General features: G+C 74.9%; 21 protein-coding genes. 7 read left to right on the top strand and 14 right to left on the bottom strand.

Going from position 1 to position 19,812, the window contains the following annotated elements; genetic code table 11:
* The first annotated feature begins 1 nt into the window (after position 1).
* The 3 genes from O7628_RS25720 to O7628_RS25710 all read left to right on the top strand — a co-directional run bounded on the left by O7628_RS25720 (position 2) and on the right by O7628_RS25710 (position 3,633).
* On the top strand, positions 2 to 1,660 hold the full coding sequence (locus O7628_RS25720) for a CHAT domain-containing protein (RefSeq protein ID WP_278134418.1): 1,659 nt from the start codon (positions 2 to 4) through the stop codon (positions 1,658 to 1,660).
* The gene (locus O7628_RS25715; protein WP_278134416.1) at positions 1,657 to 2,805 is read left to right on the top strand and encodes a hypothetical protein; all 1,149 of its coding nucleotides are present in this window, start codon (positions 1,657 to 1,659) and stop codon (positions 2,803 to 2,805) included. Before O7628_RS25720 ends, O7628_RS25715 begins: the two co-directional genes overlap by 4 nt.
* An 84-nt stretch (positions 2,806 to 2,889) precedes the next feature.
* On the top strand, positions 2,890 to 3,633 hold the full coding sequence (locus O7628_RS25710) for a DUF2071 domain-containing protein (RefSeq protein WP_278134414.1): 744 nt from the start codon (positions 2,890 to 2,892) through the stop codon (positions 3,631 to 3,633).
* 52 nt (positions 3,634 to 3,685) lie between these two features.
* On the opposite strand, the gene O7628_RS25705 is transcribed toward O7628_RS25710, so the two are convergent.
* Genes O7628_RS25705 through O7628_RS25690 form a run of 4 tightly spaced genes read right to left on the bottom strand, consistent with a single transcriptional unit; the run spans position 3,686 to position 6,824 of the window.
* Positions 3,686 to 4,579: a VOC family protein gene (locus O7628_RS25705; RefSeq protein ID WP_178064476.1), complete on the bottom strand. Its 894-nt coding sequence runs from the start codon at positions 4,577 to 4,579 to the stop codon at positions 3,686 to 3,688.
* The gene (locus O7628_RS25700) at positions 4,576 to 4,905 is read right to left on the bottom strand and encodes a Dabb family protein (protein ID WP_278134411.1); all 330 of its coding nucleotides are present in this window, start codon (positions 4,903 to 4,905) and stop codon (positions 4,576 to 4,578) included. The genes O7628_RS25705 and O7628_RS25700 overlap by 4 nt, the downstream gene beginning before the upstream one ends.
* A gap of 6 nt (positions 4,906 to 4,911) precedes the next feature.
* Complete coding sequence (locus O7628_RS25695) at positions 4,912 to 5,400, bottom strand: aromatic-ring-hydroxylating dioxygenase subunit beta (protein ID WP_141724015.1); 489 nt, start codon at positions 5,398 to 5,400, stop codon at positions 4,912 to 4,914.
* A gap of 44 nt (positions 5,401 to 5,444) precedes the next feature.
* Positions 5,445 to 6,824 carry an aromatic ring-hydroxylating dioxygenase subunit alpha gene (locus O7628_RS25690; protein ID WP_278134408.1) on the bottom strand — a complete coding sequence of 460 codons (1,380 nt, stop codon included), beginning with the start codon at positions 6,822 to 6,824 and terminating at the stop codon, positions 5,445 to 5,447.
* Between the two features lie 346 nt (positions 6,825 to 7,170).
* Between O7628_RS25690 and O7628_RS25685 the strand changes: the two genes are divergently transcribed.
* Entirely contained in the window at positions 7,171 to 8,277 is a 1,107-nt protein-coding gene (locus tag O7628_RS25685) for an acetamidase/formamidase family protein (RefSeq protein ID WP_278134406.1), read from the top strand.
* Between the two features lie 224 nt (positions 8,278 to 8,501).
* Here the strand turns inward: O7628_RS25685 and O7628_RS25680 are convergent, their stop codons facing one another.
* Genes O7628_RS25680 through fdxA form a run of 7 tightly spaced genes read right to left on the bottom strand, consistent with a single transcriptional unit; the run spans position 8,502 to position 14,100 of the window.
* Positions 8,502 to 9,407, bottom strand: a complete 906-nt coding sequence (locus O7628_RS25680; protein ID WP_278134404.1) for a ribokinase — start codon at positions 9,405 to 9,407, stop codon at positions 8,502 to 8,504.
* Positions 9,408 to 9,414: 7 nt separating this feature from the next.
* On the bottom strand, positions 9,415 to 9,789 hold the full coding sequence (locus O7628_RS25675; protein WP_074477804.1) for a cupin domain-containing protein: 375 nt from the start codon (positions 9,787 to 9,789) through the stop codon (positions 9,415 to 9,417).
* 26 nt (positions 9,790 to 9,815) lie between these two features.
* Positions 9,816 to 10,631, bottom strand: coding sequence for an aldolase/citrate lyase family protein (locus tag O7628_RS25670; RefSeq protein WP_278134401.1), 816 nt, complete (start codon positions 10,629 to 10,631; stop codon positions 9,816 to 9,818).
* 7 nt (positions 10,632 to 10,638) lie between these two features.
* Positions 10,639 to 11,817, bottom strand: coding sequence for a hypothetical protein (locus tag O7628_RS25665; protein ID WP_278134399.1), 1,179 nt, complete (start codon positions 11,815 to 11,817; stop codon positions 10,639 to 10,641).
* Positions 11,814 to 12,812, bottom strand: coding sequence for a fumarylacetoacetate hydrolase family protein (locus tag O7628_RS25660; protein WP_278134397.1), 999 nt, complete (start codon positions 12,810 to 12,812; stop codon positions 11,814 to 11,816). The genes O7628_RS25665 and O7628_RS25660 overlap by 4 nt, the downstream gene beginning before the upstream one ends.
* Positions 12,809 to 13,780 (bottom strand): NAD(P)/FAD-dependent oxidoreductase, encoded by a 972-nt coding sequence (locus O7628_RS25655; protein WP_278136404.1) that lies wholly within the window; start codon positions 13,778 to 13,780, stop codon positions 12,809 to 12,811. Before O7628_RS25655 ends, O7628_RS25660 begins: the two co-directional genes overlap by 4 nt.
* A gap of 8 nt (positions 13,781 to 13,788) precedes the next feature.
* Positions 13,789 to 14,100, bottom strand: coding sequence for a ferredoxin (gene fdxA, locus O7628_RS25650; protein ID WP_074477794.1), 312 nt, complete (start codon positions 14,098 to 14,100; stop codon positions 13,789 to 13,791).
* Positions 14,101 to 14,273: 173 nt separating this feature from the next.
* Here fdxA and O7628_RS25645 point away from each other — a divergent pair, with 173 nt between their 5' ends.
* Together O7628_RS25645 and O7628_RS25640 are read left to right on the top strand one after the other, a co-directional pair.
* Positions 14,274 to 15,590 carry a hypothetical protein gene (locus O7628_RS25645; protein WP_278134394.1) on the top strand — a complete coding sequence of 439 codons (1,317 nt, stop codon included), beginning with the start codon at positions 14,274 to 14,276 and terminating at the stop codon, positions 15,588 to 15,590.
* A 49-nt stretch (positions 15,591 to 15,639) separates the two neighbouring features.
* A complete protein-coding gene (locus O7628_RS25640; RefSeq protein ID WP_178064466.1) occupies positions 15,640 to 16,494 on the top strand; it encodes an IclR family transcriptional regulator in 855 nt (284 codons plus the stop codon).
* Positions 16,495 to 16,531: 37 nt separating this feature from the next.
* Here O7628_RS25640 and O7628_RS25635 read toward each other — a convergent pair whose 3' ends face one another.
* From O7628_RS25635 to O7628_RS25625, 3 genes are all read right to left on the bottom strand, one after another.
* Positions 16,532 to 17,299, bottom strand: a complete 768-nt coding sequence (locus tag O7628_RS25635; protein ID WP_278134392.1) for an IclR family transcriptional regulator — start codon at positions 17,297 to 17,299, stop codon at positions 16,532 to 16,534.
* Positions 17,300 to 17,684: 385 nt separating this feature from the next.
* A complete protein-coding gene (locus O7628_RS25630) occupies positions 17,685 to 18,095 on the bottom strand; it encodes a nuclear transport factor 2 family protein (RefSeq protein WP_278134390.1) in 411 nt (136 codons plus the stop codon).
* Positions 18,083 to 18,496, bottom strand: a complete 414-nt coding sequence (locus O7628_RS25625; protein WP_246384583.1) for a VOC family protein — start codon at positions 18,494 to 18,496, stop codon at positions 18,083 to 18,085. The genes O7628_RS25630 and O7628_RS25625 overlap by 13 nt, the downstream gene beginning before the upstream one ends.
* Before the next feature lie 221 nt (positions 18,497 to 18,717).
* Here O7628_RS25625 and O7628_RS25620 point away from each other — a divergent pair, with 221 nt between their 5' ends.
* Positions 18,718 to 19,743, top strand: a complete 1,026-nt coding sequence (locus O7628_RS25620; protein ID WP_278134388.1) for an aldo/keto reductase — start codon at positions 18,718 to 18,720, stop codon at positions 19,741 to 19,743.
* Positions 19,744 to 19,812: the final 69 nt, after the last annotated feature.

Genomic DNA, 19,812 nt, shown 5'->3' with positions numbered 1-19,812 from the left:
GGTGCCCGACGACACCTGGACCCTGCGCTGGGTCGCCGAGCAGGTCCGCGCCCGCCTCGGCGAACTCGTCGCCGACGCGGAGACGGCCGCGCGCATCGACAAGCTGCTCGCCGAGGCCCTGGCCCGGCCGCCGGGGCCGCTGGCGGACCTGGCGATCGCCCGCGCCCTGCGCGGCGACCCCGCGCTGGAACGGTGGGCGATGGAGACGGTACGCGCCGCCGAGAGCCGGCCCCGCGCGGAGCCCGGCAGCGCCCCGCCGGTGCGCTACCTGACGACGTCCCTGTCCCGTCAGGCCCGCCCCGGCACCCGGTTCCCGCTGCACGTGACGATCAGCCGCGACGGCGGCCCCGGCAGCGTCCCCACCCGGCCGTTCCCCGTCCCCGAGCGGGGGGTCGACGTGCTGGTCACGGTCGCCTCGCCGACGCTGTCGATCGAGTCGGACGCCGTCCACGTCGTGCGGGTCCACCCCGGCGACGACCCCGACGGCGTCGTGTTCGTGCTCGGCGCCGCCGAGGAGGGCCGGCACGAGGTCACCGTCCGGGCCTTCGTCGACGGCGGCGGCAGCCAGATCGCGGCGATCGTCCGCACGGTCCTGGTCACCGACTCGGCGTCGTACGCGTCGCCGCACCGGCTGACCGCCCGCGTCGAGCACCTCGCCCCCCGGCCCGGCGAGGTGGCCCTCCAAGTCGACCGGCACCGCGACGGCTACGCCTTCCGGCTCGTCGGCCGCGACGGCCCCACGGCGACGGCCGGGTCGGTCCCCCGCGGGCTGCTCGCGGACCTGCTGCGCACCGTCGACGCGGCGGCCCGGGGCACCGGCGGGCGGCCCGCCGCCGTGCGGGGCGAGCTCGCCGGGTACGGCACGCTGCTGTGGCGGGCGCTGCCGCCGGAGATCGGCCGCGAGGTCGAGGCCCGGCTGGCCACCGCCACCGGCCTGACCATCTGCAGCGACGTCAGCGAGCTGCCGTGGGAGCTGCTCCTGCCCCCCACCTGGGACGAGTTCCCCGCCGAGCGGCTGGCGGTCATGCGGCAGACCGGCGGCCATTCCCCCGCCCGGTCGCTGGCGCTGAGCGACGCGGTCTTCGTGCACGGCCGCAACCCACCCACCGGCGCCGTGGCCGAGATCCGGCAGGTCAACGCCGGTCTCGACGCCCCCGGCGCCCTGGTCACCTCAACGCAGGAGCTGCTGCGCCGCATCGAACGGGGCGACTTCGGCCTGCTGCACCTCGCCTGCCACCAGGACCAGCCCGGCGCGGACTCCGACGGCGGCGTGGCGATGGACGACGGCCGGTTCCGCCCCGTCGCGCTGGCCCGCGCCGCCGCCCGGGGCAGCCTGCGCGCCCGCTGCCCGCTGGTGTTCTTCAACGCCTGCCGCAGCGTCGACGGCGGCTCCTACGACACGCTCATGGGCGGCTGGGCCAACGAGTTCGTCCGCGCCGGCGCGGGCGCGTTCGTCGGCTCCACCTGGGCCGTCCGCACCGAATCGGCGCACCGCTACGCCGACCGGTTCTACGCCGAACTGCGCGGGGGCGCGCCGCTGGCCGCCGCGTCCTTCGCCGCCCGCCGTGAGCTGCTCGCCGACCCCGGCGACCCGACCGGCCTGGCCTACGCCGTCTACGGCGATCCACAGGCCACGATCCTGACAGGAGCGACCGCATGAGCGACGACCGGCCCGTCTTCGTGATCCACGGCATCGCCAACCGCGACCCGCAGGTGGTCGCCGGCCGGGTGGCGGAGCTGAGCGCCGCCGCCCTCGGCCGGTGGACGATGCACTCCGCCTACTGGGGTGACCTCGGCTCGTCCACCCTCGGGGTGGAGCTGGCCATGCCGCCCGGTGCCGGGCAGTCCTGGGACGTCCGCGACGGCGGGCCGCCGCCGGTCGCCGACGACGCCGGCCTGGGGCTCGCCGGCCCGGTCCCGTTGACCCCCACGCAGCGGCTGGAGCTGGTCCGGGCGCGGGCCCGGCAGACGCTGGACCCGCCGCCGGTCGAGTCGCGGGACGCCCCGCCGGACGTCACCGACGAGGTGCTGGACGCGATCGCGCAGGAGTGGCCGCGGACCCGGTGGCTGCGCCACGCCGACGACCCGACGCTGCTGGCCGAGGTGGGCGCGGCGCTCGCGGCGGCGGCGCGGGACGCCGTGGGCGACGCCGGCCACGAGGTACGCGACCCGGGGGCGGTCCGCCGCGTCATCCGCCGCCGCCTGCCCGAGCTGGACCGGGTGGCCGGCGCGGCCGTCGGCGCCGCCGGGGAGCGCTTCTACACCTGGGCCCGCATCGCCCGCGCCCGGTACGTCGCCCTCACCCTCGGCGACGTGCTGGTCTACCAGCGCCACGGCGAGCGGATCCGGGCCCGCATCCGCGAGCAGATCACCGCCGTCGCCGGGGAACGCGCCGGGCGGGAGGAGCCGGTGCACCTGATCGGGCACAGCCTCGGCGCGGTCGTCGCGCTGGACCTGGCCACCGGCGAGGACCCGGTACGCACGGCGGGGCTGGTGACGTTCGGCTGCCAGTGGCCGCTGTTCCACCTGTTCGACCCGCGCGGCGGCCAGCTCGCCCCGTACGACGGCAGCGGGCCGGTGCTGCTGCCGGACTCGGTGGGCCGGTGGGCGAACCTGTGGCATCCGCTGGACCCGCTGGGCTTCGTCGCGAGCCGGTTGTTCCGCTGGGCGGACGGCTCCACGCCCCGGGACGTGCGGGTGGAGCACCTGCTGTCGGACCAGCTCTACACGCACTCGGCGTACTGGACGAACCCGCGCCTGGTGTCGGTGCTGCACGAGACGTTCGCGGGACCGACGGACCGGTGAGTCCCGGCTGGTCGGGCGGGGCGGCACACGCCGCGCAGAGCGTCCTAGGAGGATGGCCTGGGTGGGGTCGGGCAGGATGGGGGCGTGGACATCGAGCCGGTCGACGCCGCCCCCGCCCGGGCGTTCCCCCGGGCGAGCCTGCGGCAACGCTGGACGGACCTGACCTTCGTGCACTGGGCGGTCGCGCCGGAGCTCGTCGCGCCGCTGCTGCCCGCCGGCACCCGCCCCGACACCCTCGACGGGGCGGCCCACGTCGGCCTCGTCGGCTTCCGGATGGTCGGGCTGGGCCTCGGCCGGGGCCCGGGGGTGCCGTACTTCGGCACCTTCTGGGAGACCAACGTCCGGCTCTACTCCGTCGACGACGCCGGGCGGCGCGCCGTGGTGTTCCGGTCGCTCGACGCCTCCCGGCTGGTCCCGGTGCTCGTCGCGCGGGCGAGCCTGCGGCTGCCGTACCTGTGGTCGAGGATGCGGCTGGACCGCGACGGCGACACCCTGACGTACCGCTGCCGGCGGCGCTGGCCAGGCCCGGCCGGCGCGGCGAGCCGCCTGGTGGTCCGGGTCGGCGACCCGATCGCCGACCCGACGCCGCTGGAACACTTCCTCACCGCCCGCTGGGGGCTGCACACCCGGGCGTACGGGCGCACGCTGCACCTGCCGAACTGGCACCCGCGCTGGCCGCTGCACCGGGCCGAGCTGCTGAGCCTGGACGACGAGCTGGTCGCCGCCGCGGGGCTGCCCGCGCCCGCCGGAGAGCCGGTGAGCGTGCTCTACTCCCCCGGCGTGCCGGTCGTGTTCGGCCTGCCCGCCGTCGCGCGCCGGCCCGGCTGACGGGCCGACGAGGGCCCGCCGCCGCACCGGCGCGCGACGAGACGCGGTGGGGTCAGAACCGGCCCCAGTCGTCAGCGGCCGGCCGCCACACGTCGATGTTGCGCGGGTCCACCGACATTCGGCGGGCCCGGTGGGTCTCGTGCTCCTCGGGCGTGAAGACCCGGTGCCGGTCGCACAGCTCGTAGCGCGGCCCGTGCACCGGGTCGTGCATGTAGAAGGCGATCGACGTCGACGCGGAGTGGTTGACCAGGTCCGAGGCGATGGGCACCTGCTTGTACTGGGCGCGCGCCCGGCCGCGCATCACGTGGTCGAAGCTCTTCATCATGAAGCACAGGTGCGCGACGTAGAACTCCTTGTTGCGCTGGATCGCCAGGCTGTGGTGGTAGCGGTCCTCGCTGCGCAGGAAGGCCGTCACGTCGCCGACGTAGTCGGAGACGAGGAAGCCGAGCACCTCGGTGTAGAAGCGCAGGGTCTCCTCGTACTTCTCGGTGGCGAGGAACGGGTGCACCAGGTCCAGCGGGCGCAGCTCGATCAGCGGCGGCTCGGCGTACTCGGCGAACTCGGTGAACAGCTCGACGATCAGGCCGTTGGGGTCCTTGACGGCGAAGCCGCGCTGGACGAGGCCCTTGACCCGGTCGGCCAGCTCGAACACCTCGTGCCCGGCGGCGGTGACCCGCTCCCGCAGGTCGTCGAGGACCGCGTCGGACTCGACGCTGAAGCCGACCGCGGTGGTCCAGGAGACCTCCCGCTGCGGCGCGGCGACCAGCTCGATGCTGTGGTGCTCGATGTCGGCGCGCAGGAAGGCGTACTCGTCGTCGTGCTGCTCCAGTTGCAGGCCGACGTGGTACTGGAGGAACTCGATGGAGGCGGCCAGGTCCGGCACCTCGATCCGGGCGTACTCCATGCCGTACGGCCCGCGGCGGCGGGCGGCGGCCTCGGTGGTCATCTGCTACCCCTCTCGGTGTGCTGGTGGTCCCCCACGGTGGGGAAGCTGACGATGGCCTGGCGCTCGACGACCGGACGCCAGCGTTCCCGGACGAACCGCTCGTGCGAGTCGCTGTGCAGGTAGTCGAGCAGGTCCTGCTCGGTGGGGAACTCCACGACGAAGCCGTGGCTCATGGTGTCGTCGCGGGTGCTGACGTTGGCCCCGCTGCGCCAGTTGCGCATCGCCGGATACCGCGACGGGAACGTCTCCAGCTCGGCCAGGACGGACTCGGCCGCGCCGGGCGGCAGGTCGTCGCGGAAGCGGAACACGAGCATGTGGGTGATCATGGCGGCTCAGAGGATGAAGCTGAGTCGGGCGCCGGGGTCCATGGACTCCATCACCGGCACGGCCCGCCGCACCCGGAACCGCAGCCCGTCGGGCTCGACCTTGAGCACGTGCTCGTAGCGGCCCACGTAGGTGTAGGCGCCGCCGTCGCGGTAGCGGTGGATGACGAAGTTCGCGGTGATCCAGACGGTCTCCGCGCCGGCCTCCAGCAGGATCACGTTGGACACCATCCGGTGCGTGCGCGAGTGCGGGTTCTCCGCGTGCGCCTTGCGGCTCTTGAGCCGCTTGACCCGGGCCCGGATCAGCTCGTAGTCGTCGGCGACGAAGTATCCGGCGGTGGTGGCGTCCCAGCCGGCCCAGTCGGTCGTCGGCACCTCCAGCCGGCCGTCGGGCTCGAAGAGGGTGAACCACTCGTCGAGGCGCCACTCGTCGAGCAGCTGGGCCTCGCGGTAGAGGAACTCCTCCACCTCGGCGCGGGTGACCTCGCGCGACTCCACTTTCACCACTCCCCCACGGCTGCCGTTGCCCGACGTCACGGCGCTCACTCCCCCGCCTCGGCGGCGGCCGGGCCGCTCGCCGAGGCACCGGCCGGCGGCGCGCCGGCCACGCTGGTGGACGCGCCGACGACGTGCGCCCACTGCCGCCAGAAGCTGCGCATCGCGCCCTCGTCGATCGAGCGCCCCTGGTTGCCCTGCTTCTCGTTGGCCATGCCCCGCGACATGTCGCTCCAGTCGTGGGCGGGGTCGGCCGCGTCGGCGGTGGCGACGATGCCGCGCTGCACCGCCTCGTACGCCTCGATGTCGTCGGGGGTGGCGAGGCCGCCCGGGCCGACGAAGCTGACCATCGTCTTGATGCGCAGCGCGCGCACCGACTCCGGCTCGCCGACCTCGACGAACTGCCACGCCCGCACGTCGGTGCGGTCGGCGGCGACCGGTTCGAGCTGCCGGATGGTCAGCGCCTCCAGGTCGAACAGCAGCAGGTTGGGGAAGACGAACAGGATGCGGCTGGCGTCGGCGACCTCGGCGGCGAGCTCGGGCCCGAGGCGGGCCTCCATCTCGCGCCGCTTGACGACGGTGCGCTCCTTCTCCTCCTCGCCGAAGCGGGGCTCCCAGACCATGCCGATGCGGCCGTTGTGTCCGGTGAGGACGAGCAGGCCGTGGCCGCCGCCGAGGTCGTAGGCGTACTGGTCGTCGTCGGTGACGGCGAAGCCGGTCTCGCGCAGGTAGCCGACGAAGGTGTTGTGCGTGGGGGCGAAGTGGTAGCCGTCCATGGCGTTCTCGACGGCCAGCTTCCAGTTGCCCTTGACGCTGTAGAGCTGCACCCCGGGCAGGGTGGTCATGCCGCGCTCGCCGATCTTGGCCGTGAGCGACATGTAGTGCGCCGCCGGGCCGAGGTGGGTCAGCAGGTCGGGCACGTCGGGGTCGAACGCGATGAAGACGAAGCCCTCGTGGATCTGGAGGCGGGGCACCTGACGCAGCGCCATCGACGCCCGGAAGGCCGGGTCGTCGGGGTACGCGTCGTCGCCGGGCAGCGCGGCCAGCTCGCCGGAGTTGCTGAACGCCCAGGCGTGGTAGAAGCACTGGAAGAACTTGGTGTTGCCCTCGCTGTGCCGGCACAGCACGGTGCCCCGGTGGGTGCACGAGTTGAAGAACACCCGCACCTCGCCGTCGGCGTCGCGGCAGAAGATCAGCGGACGCCCGCCCAGCGTGCGGGTCTTGAAGTCGCCCGCCTTCGGGATCTCCGTCTCGTGACCGAGGTAGAGCCAGGTGTGCCCCCAGATCCGCGCGATCTCCTCGGCGAACACCCCCGGCTCGCGGTACGCCGAGCGGTGCACGCGGAACCGCAGCGCCTCCCAGTCCTCGTCGATCATCGCGCCGTCACCGGGTGCACCGAGCGGGCGTACCGGCGTCTGCTGCGCCATCACCTCACCGCCTTCTACGTCATGCGAGACAGCGTCTCGCACCACGATGCTGCTATCCGGCCCTGCCACCTGTCAAGAGCAGGACATACTCCAGCACCGGGTTACTCGCTGTTAATACGGGCGCAACACGCAACGGCGGTTTCGTTGGCCACGATGCCGAACGTCGACAGGGCGCGGCCACGCCGCTGCGCCGCGGGTACGGGCCCCTCCGTCGTGGCCCGCACACCCGCGGTCCGCACACCCACCGGACGCCACCGCCGCCGCCGCCGCGCGCCGACGGCACCCGCGTCACCAGCCGCGCCACCCATCGCACCGCCAGCCGGTGTCACCCCTCCCGGAGGATCCCATGCTCCAGCCGCACGAAGGCCCGATCGCTGGAACCCACTACCTGCCGAGCACGCCCGAGACCTGCCTGTGGGGCCGGCTGCCCACCCGGCGGCACGAACCCGTGCTGCGGATCCGCTCGGGCGAGACGGTGACGATCGACACGCTCAGCCACGAGGGCATCCTGGAGGACCAGGGCCGCGACCCGGTCGCGTACCTCAAGCAGTTCGACGTGCCCGCCGACGGGGTCCTCGCCGACGCCCGCGACCTGGCCGCCTCGGACGTCGCCCACGACTACGACGCCGACGGGCCGCACGTGGTCACCGGGCCCATCGCGGTCGACGGGGCCGAGCCGGGCGACGTGCTCCGCGTCGAGGTCCTCGACCTGCTCGTCCGGGCCCCGTACGGCTTCGTCAGCAGCCGGCACGGCTACGGCGCGCTGCCCGGCGAGTTCCCGCTCACCCCGGCCGACACCGGCCCGGACGGCGACGTGCCCCGCGCGTACGGCAGCGTCTGCCACTTCACCGCAGTGGTCAGCAGCGGCGGACGGCTGTACGGCACGCTGCCGTACGGCGACGGGCGGGCCGCCCGCTTCCCCCTCGCCCCGTTCCTCGGCCTGATGGGCGTGGCGGTGGACACCGACGACCCGGTGCACTCCGTGCCGCCCGGCGCGTTCGGCGGCAACCTCGACATCAACGAGCTCCAGATCGGCTCCGCCCTCTACCTGCCGGTGCAGCTCCCCGGGGCCGGCTTCTACGCCGGCGACCCGCACTACGCCCAGGGCGACGGCGAGGTGGCGCTGACCGCCCTGGAGGCGCCGCTGCGGGCCACCCTGCGGCTGTCGGTCGTCCCGCAGGCGCAGGCGGGGGCCCTGGGCGTCGCCGACGGCCCCTTCGCCGAGACCGCGACCCACTGGCTGCCCGTCGGCCTGCACAGCGACCTCGACGAGGCGATGCGCCGGGCCGTGCGCGCCGCCGTCGCCTTCCTCGCCCGCACCCAGGGCATGCCGCCGCAGACCGCCCTGGCCTACCTGAGCGCCGCCGCCGACTTCGAGGTCAGCCAGGTCGTCGACGGGGTGAAGGGCATCCACTGCCTGATCCGCAAGGCGGACTTCCCGGCCCACGTCTGAGCCGCGGCGGCGCGTGACGTACCGTCACGCGCCGCCGCCCGGTGGCCACGAGTCCGTCAGGGCCCTTTGCTCTGCACCCGGATACGCAACGGTTGACCCGCCGTGACGGATCGCCTCACCCCCGGGCATCGGCGTCCGGGATTCCGCCTGGTGGGCGGGGTGCTGCGCGGGTGGGTGCAGAGCAAAGCGAGCGCGCGACGTTGTCCGAGGTCGCAGGAACGCCCCTACGAGGCCGCCGGCACCTCGGCGCGGCGGGGCGCGGCGGCCATCGCGCCCGGCCGGGTCACGGTCACCGCCGCCACCCGGCTCGCCCAGCGGGCCGCCTCGTCGATCGCCGCGCCGTCGAGCAGCGCGTCGGCCAGCGCCGCGCAGAAGCTGTCGCCCGCGCCGGTCGCGTCCACCGCGTCGACGCGCTCGGCCGGCACCAGCCACTCCCGGTCGGCGCCGACCACCAGCGCGCCGTCCGCGCCGAGGGTCACCACCACCGGCCCCCGCGTGCCCAGGGAGCGGGCCAGCGCGGGCAGCTCCGCCGGGCCGGGTGGGGCCGCCGTGGCCGGGACCCCGGCCAGAGCCGCCAGCTCGCCCCGGTTGGGCACCAGGACGTCGACCCGGGCCAGGGTCGCCGCATCCACCGGCCTGGCCGGGGCCGGGTTGAGCACCACCAGGCCGCCCGCCGCGGCCACCGCGGCGGCCACCACCTCGGCGGCGACCTCCTGCTGCAACAGCACCGCGCGGGCCGAGGCGATCAGGTCGTACGACGGCGCGAGGTGCTCCGGCGCGAGCCACATGTTGGCCCCGGAGCTGACCGCGATGGTGCTGTCGCCGTCGGCGGTGACCAGCACGATCGCCTGGCCGGTCGGGCGGGGCGCGCGCAGCACCCCGGCCGTGTCCACGCCCTCGGCGGCGAGCAGCCCGGTGAGCCACTCCCCCTCCGGGTCGTCGCCGACCGCGCCGACCATGGCGACGCGGCGCCCCAGCCGGGCGGCGGCGACCGCCTGGTTGGCGCCCTTGCCGCCGCCGGCGCGCCAGTGGTCGGCGACGCCGAGCACGGTCTGGCCGGGCGCGGGCAGCTCGGCCAGGGGCACCACCACGTCGACGTTGAGGCTGCCCACCACCACGATGTCGGTCACGGCGGCCTCAGCCCTGCCCGGGACGCCAGGCGTGCGCCAGGAAGTCCGCCCGGGGCGGCGCGAAGACGTCCAGGTTGATGCAGGGGCCCTCGGTCGGCTCGACGTAGTGCTCCGCGCCGCGCGGCACGAGCAGCATCGAGCCCGCCCCCATCGGGTGCGGCACCCCGTCGACGTAGTAGTTGCACCGGCCGCCGAGGATCATCACGAGCTGGTCGAAGTCGTCGTGGTGGTGCGGGTTGAGCGTCATGCCCACGCTCAGTTCGTGCCAGGCCAGCACGACCTCGTCGGTGGCGTACACCTTGCGGCGCACCCCGGGCCGCACGTCGGTGGCCGGGATGTCGTCCCAGTTCACCGCGATGCCGTAGAGCTGCGGGTTGAGCATGTCAGCGCTCCCTTTCCGGGTCGGGGTCAGCCGGCGAGCCGGCGCAGGCCGGCGCCGAGCAGTTGCAGGTCCGAGCCGACCACCAGGTAGCCGGCGTCGGTGAGGCCGTGCCGGGCCAGGGCCTCGGCCGTGCGGTCGGCCACCCAGCCGCCCAGCGCGGCCCCGGCCCCCCGGGCCGCCTCGGCGACGTCGCCGGTACGCCGCAGCAGCGGCGTCGGGTCGTCGGTGCCGGCGAGGCCGAGGCTGACCGCCAGGTCGGTGGTGCCGACGAAGCCGACGTCCACGCCGGCCAGCAGGTCGGGCAGGGGGTCGTCGGTGGTCGCCGTCTCGATCTGGGCGACCAGCAGCGGCGGGTCGGCGGCCTCCGCCGCGAGGTACCGGTCGAGGCCGCCGAGGCCGTAGCCGGCCGCCGGGTGAGCGAGGCTGATGCTGCGCCGCCCGTGCGGGGCGTACCGGCTGGCCGCGCGCAGCGCCCCGACCTCGGCCCGGCTGCGGACGGTGGAGAGCTGGATCCCGACGGCGCCGGCCTCCAACAGCCGGTTGACCTGGCCCGGGTCGACCGCCGGCACCCGGACCAGCGCCGGCAGGCCGAGCGCGGCGGCGAGCCGGAGCTGGTCGGCGGCGGTGCGCTCGTCCAGCGCGCTGTGCTCCAGGTCGACCACGACGAAGTCGAGCCCGGCCTGGGCGGCCAGGGCCACCACGTCGGGGCCGGGCAGCTTGAGGAACGTGCCGACGAGCCGCCCGCCACCGCGCAACGCCGCCCGCAGCCGCCTGCGGGAACGGTGCACGCCGCCGGGCGGCGGGGCGTCGGTGGCGGACGGCGCGGAACCGGTGGCGGGCATCAGCGGCTCAGGCCCCGGCGACGCCGGCCGCCGGCAGGCCGCGCCACGGCACGGTCGGCACCTGCTCGCCGGCGAGCAGCACCAGGCTCGGCTCCAGCCGCGGCGCGACGATCCGGTTGCCGGCGGCGTCGGGCAGCTCGGCCTCCTCCGCGTCGGCGAGGACCGTGACGTGGGCCGGGCCGCCCTCGACGAGGCTGCCGTAGCCCTCGGCGTCGAGGCCGGTGAGGCGGGCCGGGGCGGACGTCACCCGGGGCACGATCTGCTCCATGGTCATGCCCATGGCCCGCAGCTTGGCCATGCTGGTGACCAGGTCGAACACCGGACCGTGCCAGTTGCGGCCGCTGGTGTCGGAGGTGACCACGTCGGGCAGGAAGCCCTGCTCGATGGCCGGGCGGGCCACGGCGAAGCTGAGGTTGCTCTTGCCGTGGGCCGACTCGAACAGCACGCCGCGCTCGCGGGCGGCGTACACCTCGGGCAGGACCTTGCCGTCGCCGAGGATGCCGTACGGCTTGCCGGTGTAGCAGTGGGCCACGACGTCGCCGGGGCGCAGCAGGTCGAGGATCACCGGCAGCGGCTCCGGGGTCTCCCCGATGTGGATCATCAGCGGGAGCCCGGCCTCGGCCGACAGCGCCAGGGACCGCTTGAGCAGCGTGCGCCACTCCAGCCCCACGACGTCCTCGGAGAGGCGGATCTTGAAGCCGCGTACCCGGTGCGGGTTGGCGGCGGCGACCGCCAGGGCGTCCTCCGGCACCAGGGTGTCCGGGTTGAGCAGCTCGCCGAACCGGAAGTCGATCAGGCCGAGGACCGAGACGTTGAGGAAGTTGACCAGCCGCATCCGGGCCGGGGCGGCGACGTACCGCTCGAACGCCGCGAAGGTGGACGCGCCGACGGTGCCGGCGTCGCAGGCCGCGACGACGCCCCGGCGCAGGTGCGCCTCGTCCGGCGGCGCGCCGACCTTGGAGACGTCGGCGAAGATGTGGGTGTGCGCCTCGACCAGGCCGGGCAGCACGTACTGCCCGGAGCAGTCGACGACCTGCCGGCCCTGCGCGGCGAGGCCGGGGGCGATCCGGGCCACCCGGTCGCCGGTCACCGCGACGTCGGTCACCTGGCTGACGCCGGTGGCGGCGTCGAACACCTCGCCGCCGGCCAGCACCAGGTCGTAGCGCGGGGAACTGTCGTCAGTCATGGCATCAGACTCTCTGTACGAAGCGGCGGCGACGGGCGGGCGTCGCCGGGAAGGGGGTCGGGCTCGGCCGTGACGGCCGGGGTCCCGGCCTGCCCGGCCGGGGTCTCGGCTGCCTGGGCCGGGGTCTCGGCGCGGAACCGGGTGCGCAGCGGCAGCACCCCGGCGACGGTGACCTCGACCAGGTCGCCGGGGCTCAGGAAGCAGCCCCGGTCCTGGCCGGTGCCGGTGGGGGTGCCGGTGAGCACCACGTCGCCGGGCTCCAGCACCACGTACCGCGAGATCCAGGCGAGCAGGTCGGGCACCGGGAAGATGAGGTCGGCGGTGCTGGCCTGCTGGCGCAGCTCCCCGTTGACCGTGGTCCGCACGCCGATGGCGTCGCGGTCGGCGACGGCGTCCAGGCCGAGCACCGAGGCGCCGAGCGCGCCGAAGCCGGGGAAGCTCTTGGCCAGGGTGGGGCTGCCGGAGGCGACCATCACGTCGCGGCAGGTCAGGTCGTTGGCGGCGGTGATCCCGGCGACGTGCGCCCAGGCCCGCTCGGCGGGCGTGTGGTGCATCCGCGCCCCGATGACCAGGGCGACCTCGCCCTCGTAGTCGGACTGCGCGCTGACCGAGGTGGGCAGCGGCACGGTGTCGTCGGGGCCGGAGCCGGCGTTGGGCGACTTGAGGTAGAGCACGGGCTGGTTGGGCAGGGGCCGCCCGGTGGTACGCGCCTTGCAGTGGTAGTTGAGGCCCACCCCCCACACGGCCGGCGTCCCGCCCAGCGGGGCGACGACGTCGCCGGCGAGGGCGTCCAGCGGCAGCCGGCGGCGCACGGCCGCGGCGCGGGCCGGGGCGAGCCCGGCGCCGGCGCGCAGCAGCGCGGCCACGTCGGCGTACGGCAGGTCGAGCAGCTCGACGTCGCCGTCGCCGGTGAGCCGGCCCAGCCCGTGCCGGGTGGCGACCAGGTGCGTGCCGTCGCCGGCGGTGTGCCGGGCGTCGTCGCGGGGGGCGGTCATGCCGCGTCCGAGGAGTGCCCGGGCACCGTGCCCAGCGCCGGGTTGACCAGCGGGGCGAGGTTGTTGACGGCGGCGGCGGCCTCACCGAAGCCGACGGAGATCAGCCGCACCTTGCCCTCGTAGTCGGTGATGTCGCCGGCGGCGAACACGCGCGGCAGGTTGGTGCGCATCGACCGGTCGACGGCGACGTAGCGCCGGTGCATCTCCAGGCCCCAGCGTTCCATGGCGCTGAGGTCGGCGATGAAGCCGAGGGCGGCCACCACCGCCTGCGCGGGCAGCTCCTCGCGGCCCTCGCCGCGCACCTCGGCGATCGTCACGGAGGTGACGTTCTCCTCCCCGGCGATGCCGCACACCTCGTACGGGGTGACCACCCGCACGGTGGAGGACTCCAGTTGGGCGACGCTGTGCTCGTGGGCGCGGAACTGCGGCCGGCGGTGCACGAGGGTGACGCTGCGGGCGTACGGCTCCAGCGCGAGGGCCCAGTCGACGGCGGAGTCGCCGCCGCCGACCACGACGACCTCCTGGCCGGCGAGCTCGTCGAGGCGGGGCACGAAGTAGCGCAGGCCCCGGCCGAGGTAGTCGCTGCCGACGGGCAGCTCGCGGGGGGTGAAGGTGCCGATGCCGGCGGTGAGCAGGACGGCCTTGGCGCGTACCTGGGTGCCGGCCTCGGTGCCGACGAGCACGTGGTCCTCGGCGCAGGTCAGGTCGACGGCGCTCTCCCCGAGCAGGAACGTCGGCTTGGCGGTGGCGGCCTGGGCGAGCAGGGCGTCGACGAGCTCCTGGCCGCGCACGGAGGGCAGGCCGGCGATGTCGTAGATCGCCTTCTCGGGGTAGAGGGCGGCGATCTGGCCGCCGGGCTCGGGCAGCGAGTCGATCACCGCCACGCTCATCCCCCGGAAGCCGGCGTAGTAGGTGGCGTAGAGGCCGGCGGGGCCGGCACCGACGATCGCGAGGTCGACCTCGTGCAGCTCGCCCATCAGGTGGCGCTCCCCGCGACGGCCGGGTGGTCGCGGCCGACCCGACCGATCTTGCGGGCCCCGCCGGGGCTGCCGATCTCGCCGAAGAACTCGGCGTTGATCGGGCCGAAGTGGGCCCGGTCGGCCGGCAGGTCCTCCAGGTGGAAGATCGACGTGACGGGGCAGACCGGCTCGCAGCGCCCGCAGTCGACGCACTCGTCCGGGTTGATGTACATCATCCGGTCGCCCTCGTAGATGCAGTCCACGGGGCACTCCTCGACGCAGGACCGATCCTGCACGTCCACACACTCGTCGGTGACCACGTAGGCCATCGGTCCTCCAGCGGTTGGGTCGGCCGTCCGCATCCGCACCGCTGACCGTCGCGCGGACGTCGCCGGATGCGGGGCGATGTCGTTGATGTCAGGTCACGCTAGAGAAGCCATCCCAAGTATGTCAACATACGAGACGTCATCTTGAATGAAGTCACGGCGGCGGGAGTGCGGGGATGGACGACGAGGTGCCGGCGGCGCTGCGGCGGGCGGCCGAACAGGCGATCGACGAGGCGGGCGTCCTCGACGCGCTGGCCGCGCTGGGGGCGGAGCCCAGCCCGTACGGCCGGGAACGGGCCACCGCCCGCCGGCTCGCCGACTGGGCCGCTGCGCGCTGGCCGGAGCTGTCCTGGCGGGTCGACCCCCTGGCGGCGACGGCGGCGCTGCCCGACAGCGCCAACCTGGTCGGCTCCTCCGCCCTCGGCACCGCGCCGGAGCTGCTCGTCTACTCACACCTGGACACCTCCCTGACCGGCGGGGCCGACTTCGACGCGCCGATCACCGGCCGGGACGCCCCCGCGCCCGAGCTGCGCAGGCCCGACGGGGCGGACGCCGAGCCGGTGGTCAGCGGCTTCGGCCTCGGGGTGGCCCGCGCGGCGACCGCGGCCGCCCTGGTCGGCTTCGCCGCGGCGGCCGGCGCGTGCCGGGCCGCCGGCCGGCCGCACCGGCTGACCCTGCTGCTCGCCGCCGCCGGCACCCACCGCACCGACCCCGACGCCGGCCCCACCCCCGGCGGGGTGGCCCACCACCTCGACCGGCACCCGCTGCCGGCCGCCGCCGTCGTGGCCAAGAGCGGCCCGCCGGGCGTGCTCACCGCCGAGCCGGGGGCCATGTTCCTGCGGGTACGCCTGACCAGCCGCTTCCATCCGGCGCTGTTCCGCGACGCCGCCGTCCCGCCGGGCGGCCTGCTGGCGCACCTCGGCCGGGTGGTCGCGGCGCTGGAGGCGTTCCGCGCCGCGCACCTGGCCGGGCGCGCCGGGCGTGGCGGTCAGGTCGGGGCGGAGGTGGGCATCGGCGCGGTGCGGGCCGGCCAGCCGGGCAAGCCCGACCTGCTGCCCGGGCGGCTGGACTTCCACCTCTACCTGGTGACGGTGCCCGGCGACGAGCCGGCGGAGATCGCCGACGCCCTGGCCGCGACGCTGACCGAGAAGCTGCGCGGCACCCCGCTGGGCGACTGCGGGGTGAGCGTGACCGGCTGGCCCGTCCACCCGGCCGCCGCCACCGACCCCGACGCCCCGATCTGCCACTGGGCCGACGCCGCCTGGCGGGCCGCGCACGGCCACGCGCCCCAGCCCATCCGGGGCTGGACGGGGTCGACCGACGGGGTGGTGCTGCGCGGGCGGGGAGTGCCGACCGTCCGGCTGGGCCCGCCGTCGCTGCCGGCGGACCCGGGTGACCCCCGGGGGGATCGCTTCGCGGTGGCCGAGCTGGTGCGTTTCGCCCGGATTTATGCCGACATCGCGCTACGAAGCCGGCAGATATCGACAGCCTGATGTGCCATATGCCATGATACTGTCTCACTTCACGCAACGAGGGATCCAGATGGCGGACGACAGCCCCTCGCCGGGGAAGAACGCGGACCAGAGCGCCCCGGCGATCCAGACCGTGCAGCGCGCGGCGGTCATCCTCAACGCGTTCACCGCGGCGCGCCCACGACTCAGCCTCAACGAACTGACCGCCAGCCTCGGCACCAGCAAGGCGACGGCCCACCGCTACACCAAGGCGCTGCGGGAGAGCAACCTGCTGCGCTACGACGAGCGGGAGGGACTCTACTCGCTCGGCCCGCAGATCCTGACCCTCTCCGCCGCCGCGCGCGCCGCGATGCCGGTGATCAGCATCGCCGGCCCGCACATGCAGCAGCTCGTCCGCGAGATCGACGAGACCGTGGTCCTCAGCGTCTGGGACGGCGACACGGCCGTGGTCGTCCGCGCCGACGACAACACCGACCGGGTCATCCGCGTCAGCGTCCGCACCGGCTCCCGGCTCTCGCGCACCGAGTCCGCCCAGGGCCGGGTCTTCTGCGCCTTCCTGCCCGAGGACGACGTGGTCGGGCTGGCCGACGAGCTGGCCGCCTCCGCCGAGCTGCGCCGGGAGGTCGACAAGATCCGCCGCACCGGCATCTCGGCGAACACGCCGTCGGCCAACGGCGTGCGCAGCATCGCCGCGCCGATCTTCCGCGGCAGCACGCTGATCGCCGCGATGGCCATCGTCGGCACCACCACCTCCGTGCCGGAGGGCACCGACACCCCGCTCGCCATCGCCCTGCAACAGGTCGCCGCCCTGGTCACCGCCGAGCTGGGCAGCACCGCCGGCACCGGCAACGGCCACCACCCCACGCCGGACAACGGCAACGGCACCCGTCCGCCGGCGGCGCGCGGGGGCGCGGGCCGCCGCTGACCGGCGCGGGCCGGATGCTGCCCGGGCGCGGGCCGGGTCAGCCGACCGCCGCGCCGAGCCCCTCGGACAGCTCGCGCGCGATGCGCAGCAGGGCGTCCGCCGCCGCGGCCTCCACCGCGCCGGAGAGCACCGCGTCGGTGCCGAGCACGCCCAACGCGGCCACCACCGCGGTACGCTCGAACACCGGCGCGGCCAGCACCCGCACCCCGAAGTCCTCCGGCGAGTTGACCGCGAACCCGTCGCGGCGCACCTGCTCGACCACCGCCCGCAGCCCGGCGGACAGGCGCAGCTGACGGGCCACCACCGGGGCCTCGGCGGGCGGCAGGAACGCGCAGAACACCCGACCCTGCGCCGAGCGCACCAGGTCCAGCGGCGAGCCCGTACGCACGCTCAGCCGCACGTCGCCGCTGACGTTGTCCATGCACCGGACCACGATCGGGCTCTCGCCGTTCCACACGCTGAGCACCGAGGTCTGGTTGGTCAGCCGGGTCAGCCGGTCCAGGTGGGGTTCGGCGGCGGTGACGATGGGCAGCGCCGCGCGCGCGGCGGCCTCCATCGCCAGGATCTGCGGCCCCAGCGTGTACGTGGCGGTGGCCGTGTCGAAGCGCAGCAGGTTGGCCGCGCGCAGCGCGCGGGCGTACCGGTGCGCGGTGGCCCGGCTGATCGCGAGGTCGGCGGTCAGCTCCGCCAGGGTGAGCCGGGGCCGCTCGGCGGAGAACGCCTTCAGGATGGTGGCGGCCCGCTGCACGGTCTGGATCGCCGGCGCGTCGCCGCTGTGTTCCTCGACCCCGACCCCGACCGCCATCGTGTCACCTCGCGCATCCCCGTCGCCTCCGCAGGATGCGCACTCTACCCAGCGCGACGGCCGGGACGCGACAACGGCGGAGGGGACGGCGCGGCCGGCGCCCCTCCGCCTCGACCATCCGACTACGGTTCGTGAGATCGGGCCGCCGGGCCGCCGGGGTCCGGTAGGCGCTGACGCTGCGTCAGGCCCCGCTGTCCCAGACCACGCGCACCGCTCCCTTTGCTCTGCACCCACGGACGCGACATGCCCGTCACGCTGCGATTCTTCCGGATGCCGCGGACGGCAGGGGGCAGTGGTCAGCTACCCTCAGCGACCGTTGCGTCATTGGGTGCAGAGCAAAGGGAGTCAACGGCGACATCGGCCCGGCCACGGCGGCCACGCCCAGTCACTGCTCGACGGCGAGCTGGCGGTGCACCTCGCCGCTGTCCCAGTAGTCGACCCGGTGCGCGACCAGGCCGTCGGCGTCGACCCGGAACCGGAACATCCCGCGCACGCGCACGGGGGCCCGGCCCGCGGAGACCAGCCGGAAGGACATCCGGTACGCCAGCGCGGCCCGGTCCCCCTCGACGACCAGCTCCTCCACCTCGTAGCGGAGGTCCGCGAACTCGGCCAGGAAGCCGTCGAGCCGGTCCCGGTAGCCGGCCCGGCCGACCACCCCCCGCCCGAGCCCGGCGGTGTGCTCGTTGACGAAGCCGACGCTGACGCAGGCGGCGACGGCGTCGGCGTCGTGGGCGTTCAACGCGGCCAGGTAGCGCAGCACCGCCTCCCGGGTCCGCGCCGCGGTCAGTTCCCCCACAGCCGCCGTACGGTGTCGAACACCTGCTGGTCGTGGGAGATCTCGATGACGTTGCCGTCGGGGTCCTTCAGCGCGCAGATGTAGCCGACCGGCGGCGGCATCTGGCGGGGCTCCCAGTGCAGGCAGCCCAGGTCGCGGGCCCGCGCGGCGATCTCGTCGACGTCCGAGCGCTGCGGCACCTCGATGCCGATGTGCGCGAACGGGTGGAGCAGGCCGAGCTGGCCGCCCTTGTCCTTGTTGAACGAGACGAGCACCAGCACGAACGGCGTCTCGACCTGCTTGTCGTTGGAGAGCCACACGCTCTCCCCGTCGGCGTCGGCGAACCGCTCCACCACCACGAGCGGGGTGAGGGTCGTGTAGAACTCGATCGCCTTGTCGAGGTCGCCGGTGGGCAGTGCCACGTGCGTCCATCGGGCTTGGGTCAGGCCGGTCCCCATGAGTACCTCCACCGTGCCGGAATGTCCAGAACTACGCTTTCACCAGCCTATTCGTCCCCCGGCCGCGGCGGCGATGTGCCGGGGACACAAACCCGGTCGGGCCGATTCGACCCGGCGGGACAGTGCCGGGGGCCGGGCCGGCGTGCCAGCGTGGTCACACACACCAGCAGGAGGACGGTCAGATCATGCGCTACCGCAGGCTCGGCGGCACGGGCGTCGAGGTCAGCACGCTCTGCCTCGGCACGATGATGTTCGGCGCGTGGGGCAACACCGACGAGAAGGAGTGCCACCGGATCGTCGCCGAGGCGCTCGACGCCGGGATCAACCTGGTCGACACCGCCGACGTGTACGCGCACGGCGAGACCGAGGAGATCGTCGGCCGGGCGCTGCGCGGGCGGCGCGACGACGTGGTGCTGGCCACCAAGTTCCACGAGCCGATGGGTGCCGACCGCAACCGGCGGGGCAACTCCCGGCGGTGGATCACGCAAGCGGTCGAGGACAGCCTGCGCCGGCTGGGCACCGACTGGATCGATGTCTACCAGGTGCACCGCCCCGACCCGCGCACCGACGTCGACGAGACCCTCGGCGCCCTGTCCGACCTGGTCCGGCAGGGCAAGGTACGCCTCGTCGGCACCTCCGCGTTCCCCGCCGAGCAGATCGTCGAGGCGCAGTGGGTCGCGCAGCAGCGCCAGCGGGAGCGCTTCACCACCGAGCAGCTCGCGTACTCGATCCTGGCCCGGGGCGCAGAGGCCGGCGTGCTGCCGACCTGCGAGCGGCACCGGCTCGGGGTGATGGTCTTCAGCCCGCTCAACGGCGGCTGGCTGACGGGCAAGTACCGCGCGGGCAGCGTGCCGGCGGACTCCCGCGCCGGGCGCAACGGCGACCACTTCGACTTCCGCGACGCCGCCGCCCGCGACCGCAAGCTCGACCTGGTCGGCGAGCTGGACGCGCTGGCCCGGGAGAGCGGCCTGACGCTGATCGAGCTGGCGCTGGGCTTCGTGCTCAGCCACCCGGCCGTGACCAGCGCCGTCATCGGCCCCCGCACCCTGGAGCAGCTGCGCAGCCAGCTCGGCGCGGGTCAGCTCGACGGGCTGCCGGCCGACGTGCTGGACCGCATCGACGCGCTGGTGCCGCCGGGCCACAACGTCAACCCGGCCGACGCCGGTTACCAGCCGCCGGCGCTGACCGACCCGGCCCTGCGGCGACGCTGACGCCCCTGGCGGCGGCGCGGCACCGACCGGCCACGGGAAGACAGCGGTCAATTCGTCAAGTAGGGTGAC

The organism is Micromonospora sp. WMMD956, from assembly GCF_029626125.1.
In the GTDB taxonomy this organism is placed as follows: Bacteria; Actinomycetota; Actinomycetes; order Mycobacteriales; family Micromonosporaceae; genus Micromonospora; species Micromonospora carbonacea.
The sequence above is the reverse complement of the archived record's forward strand: the minus strand, read 5'-3'. Positions and strand labels throughout refer to the sequence as shown.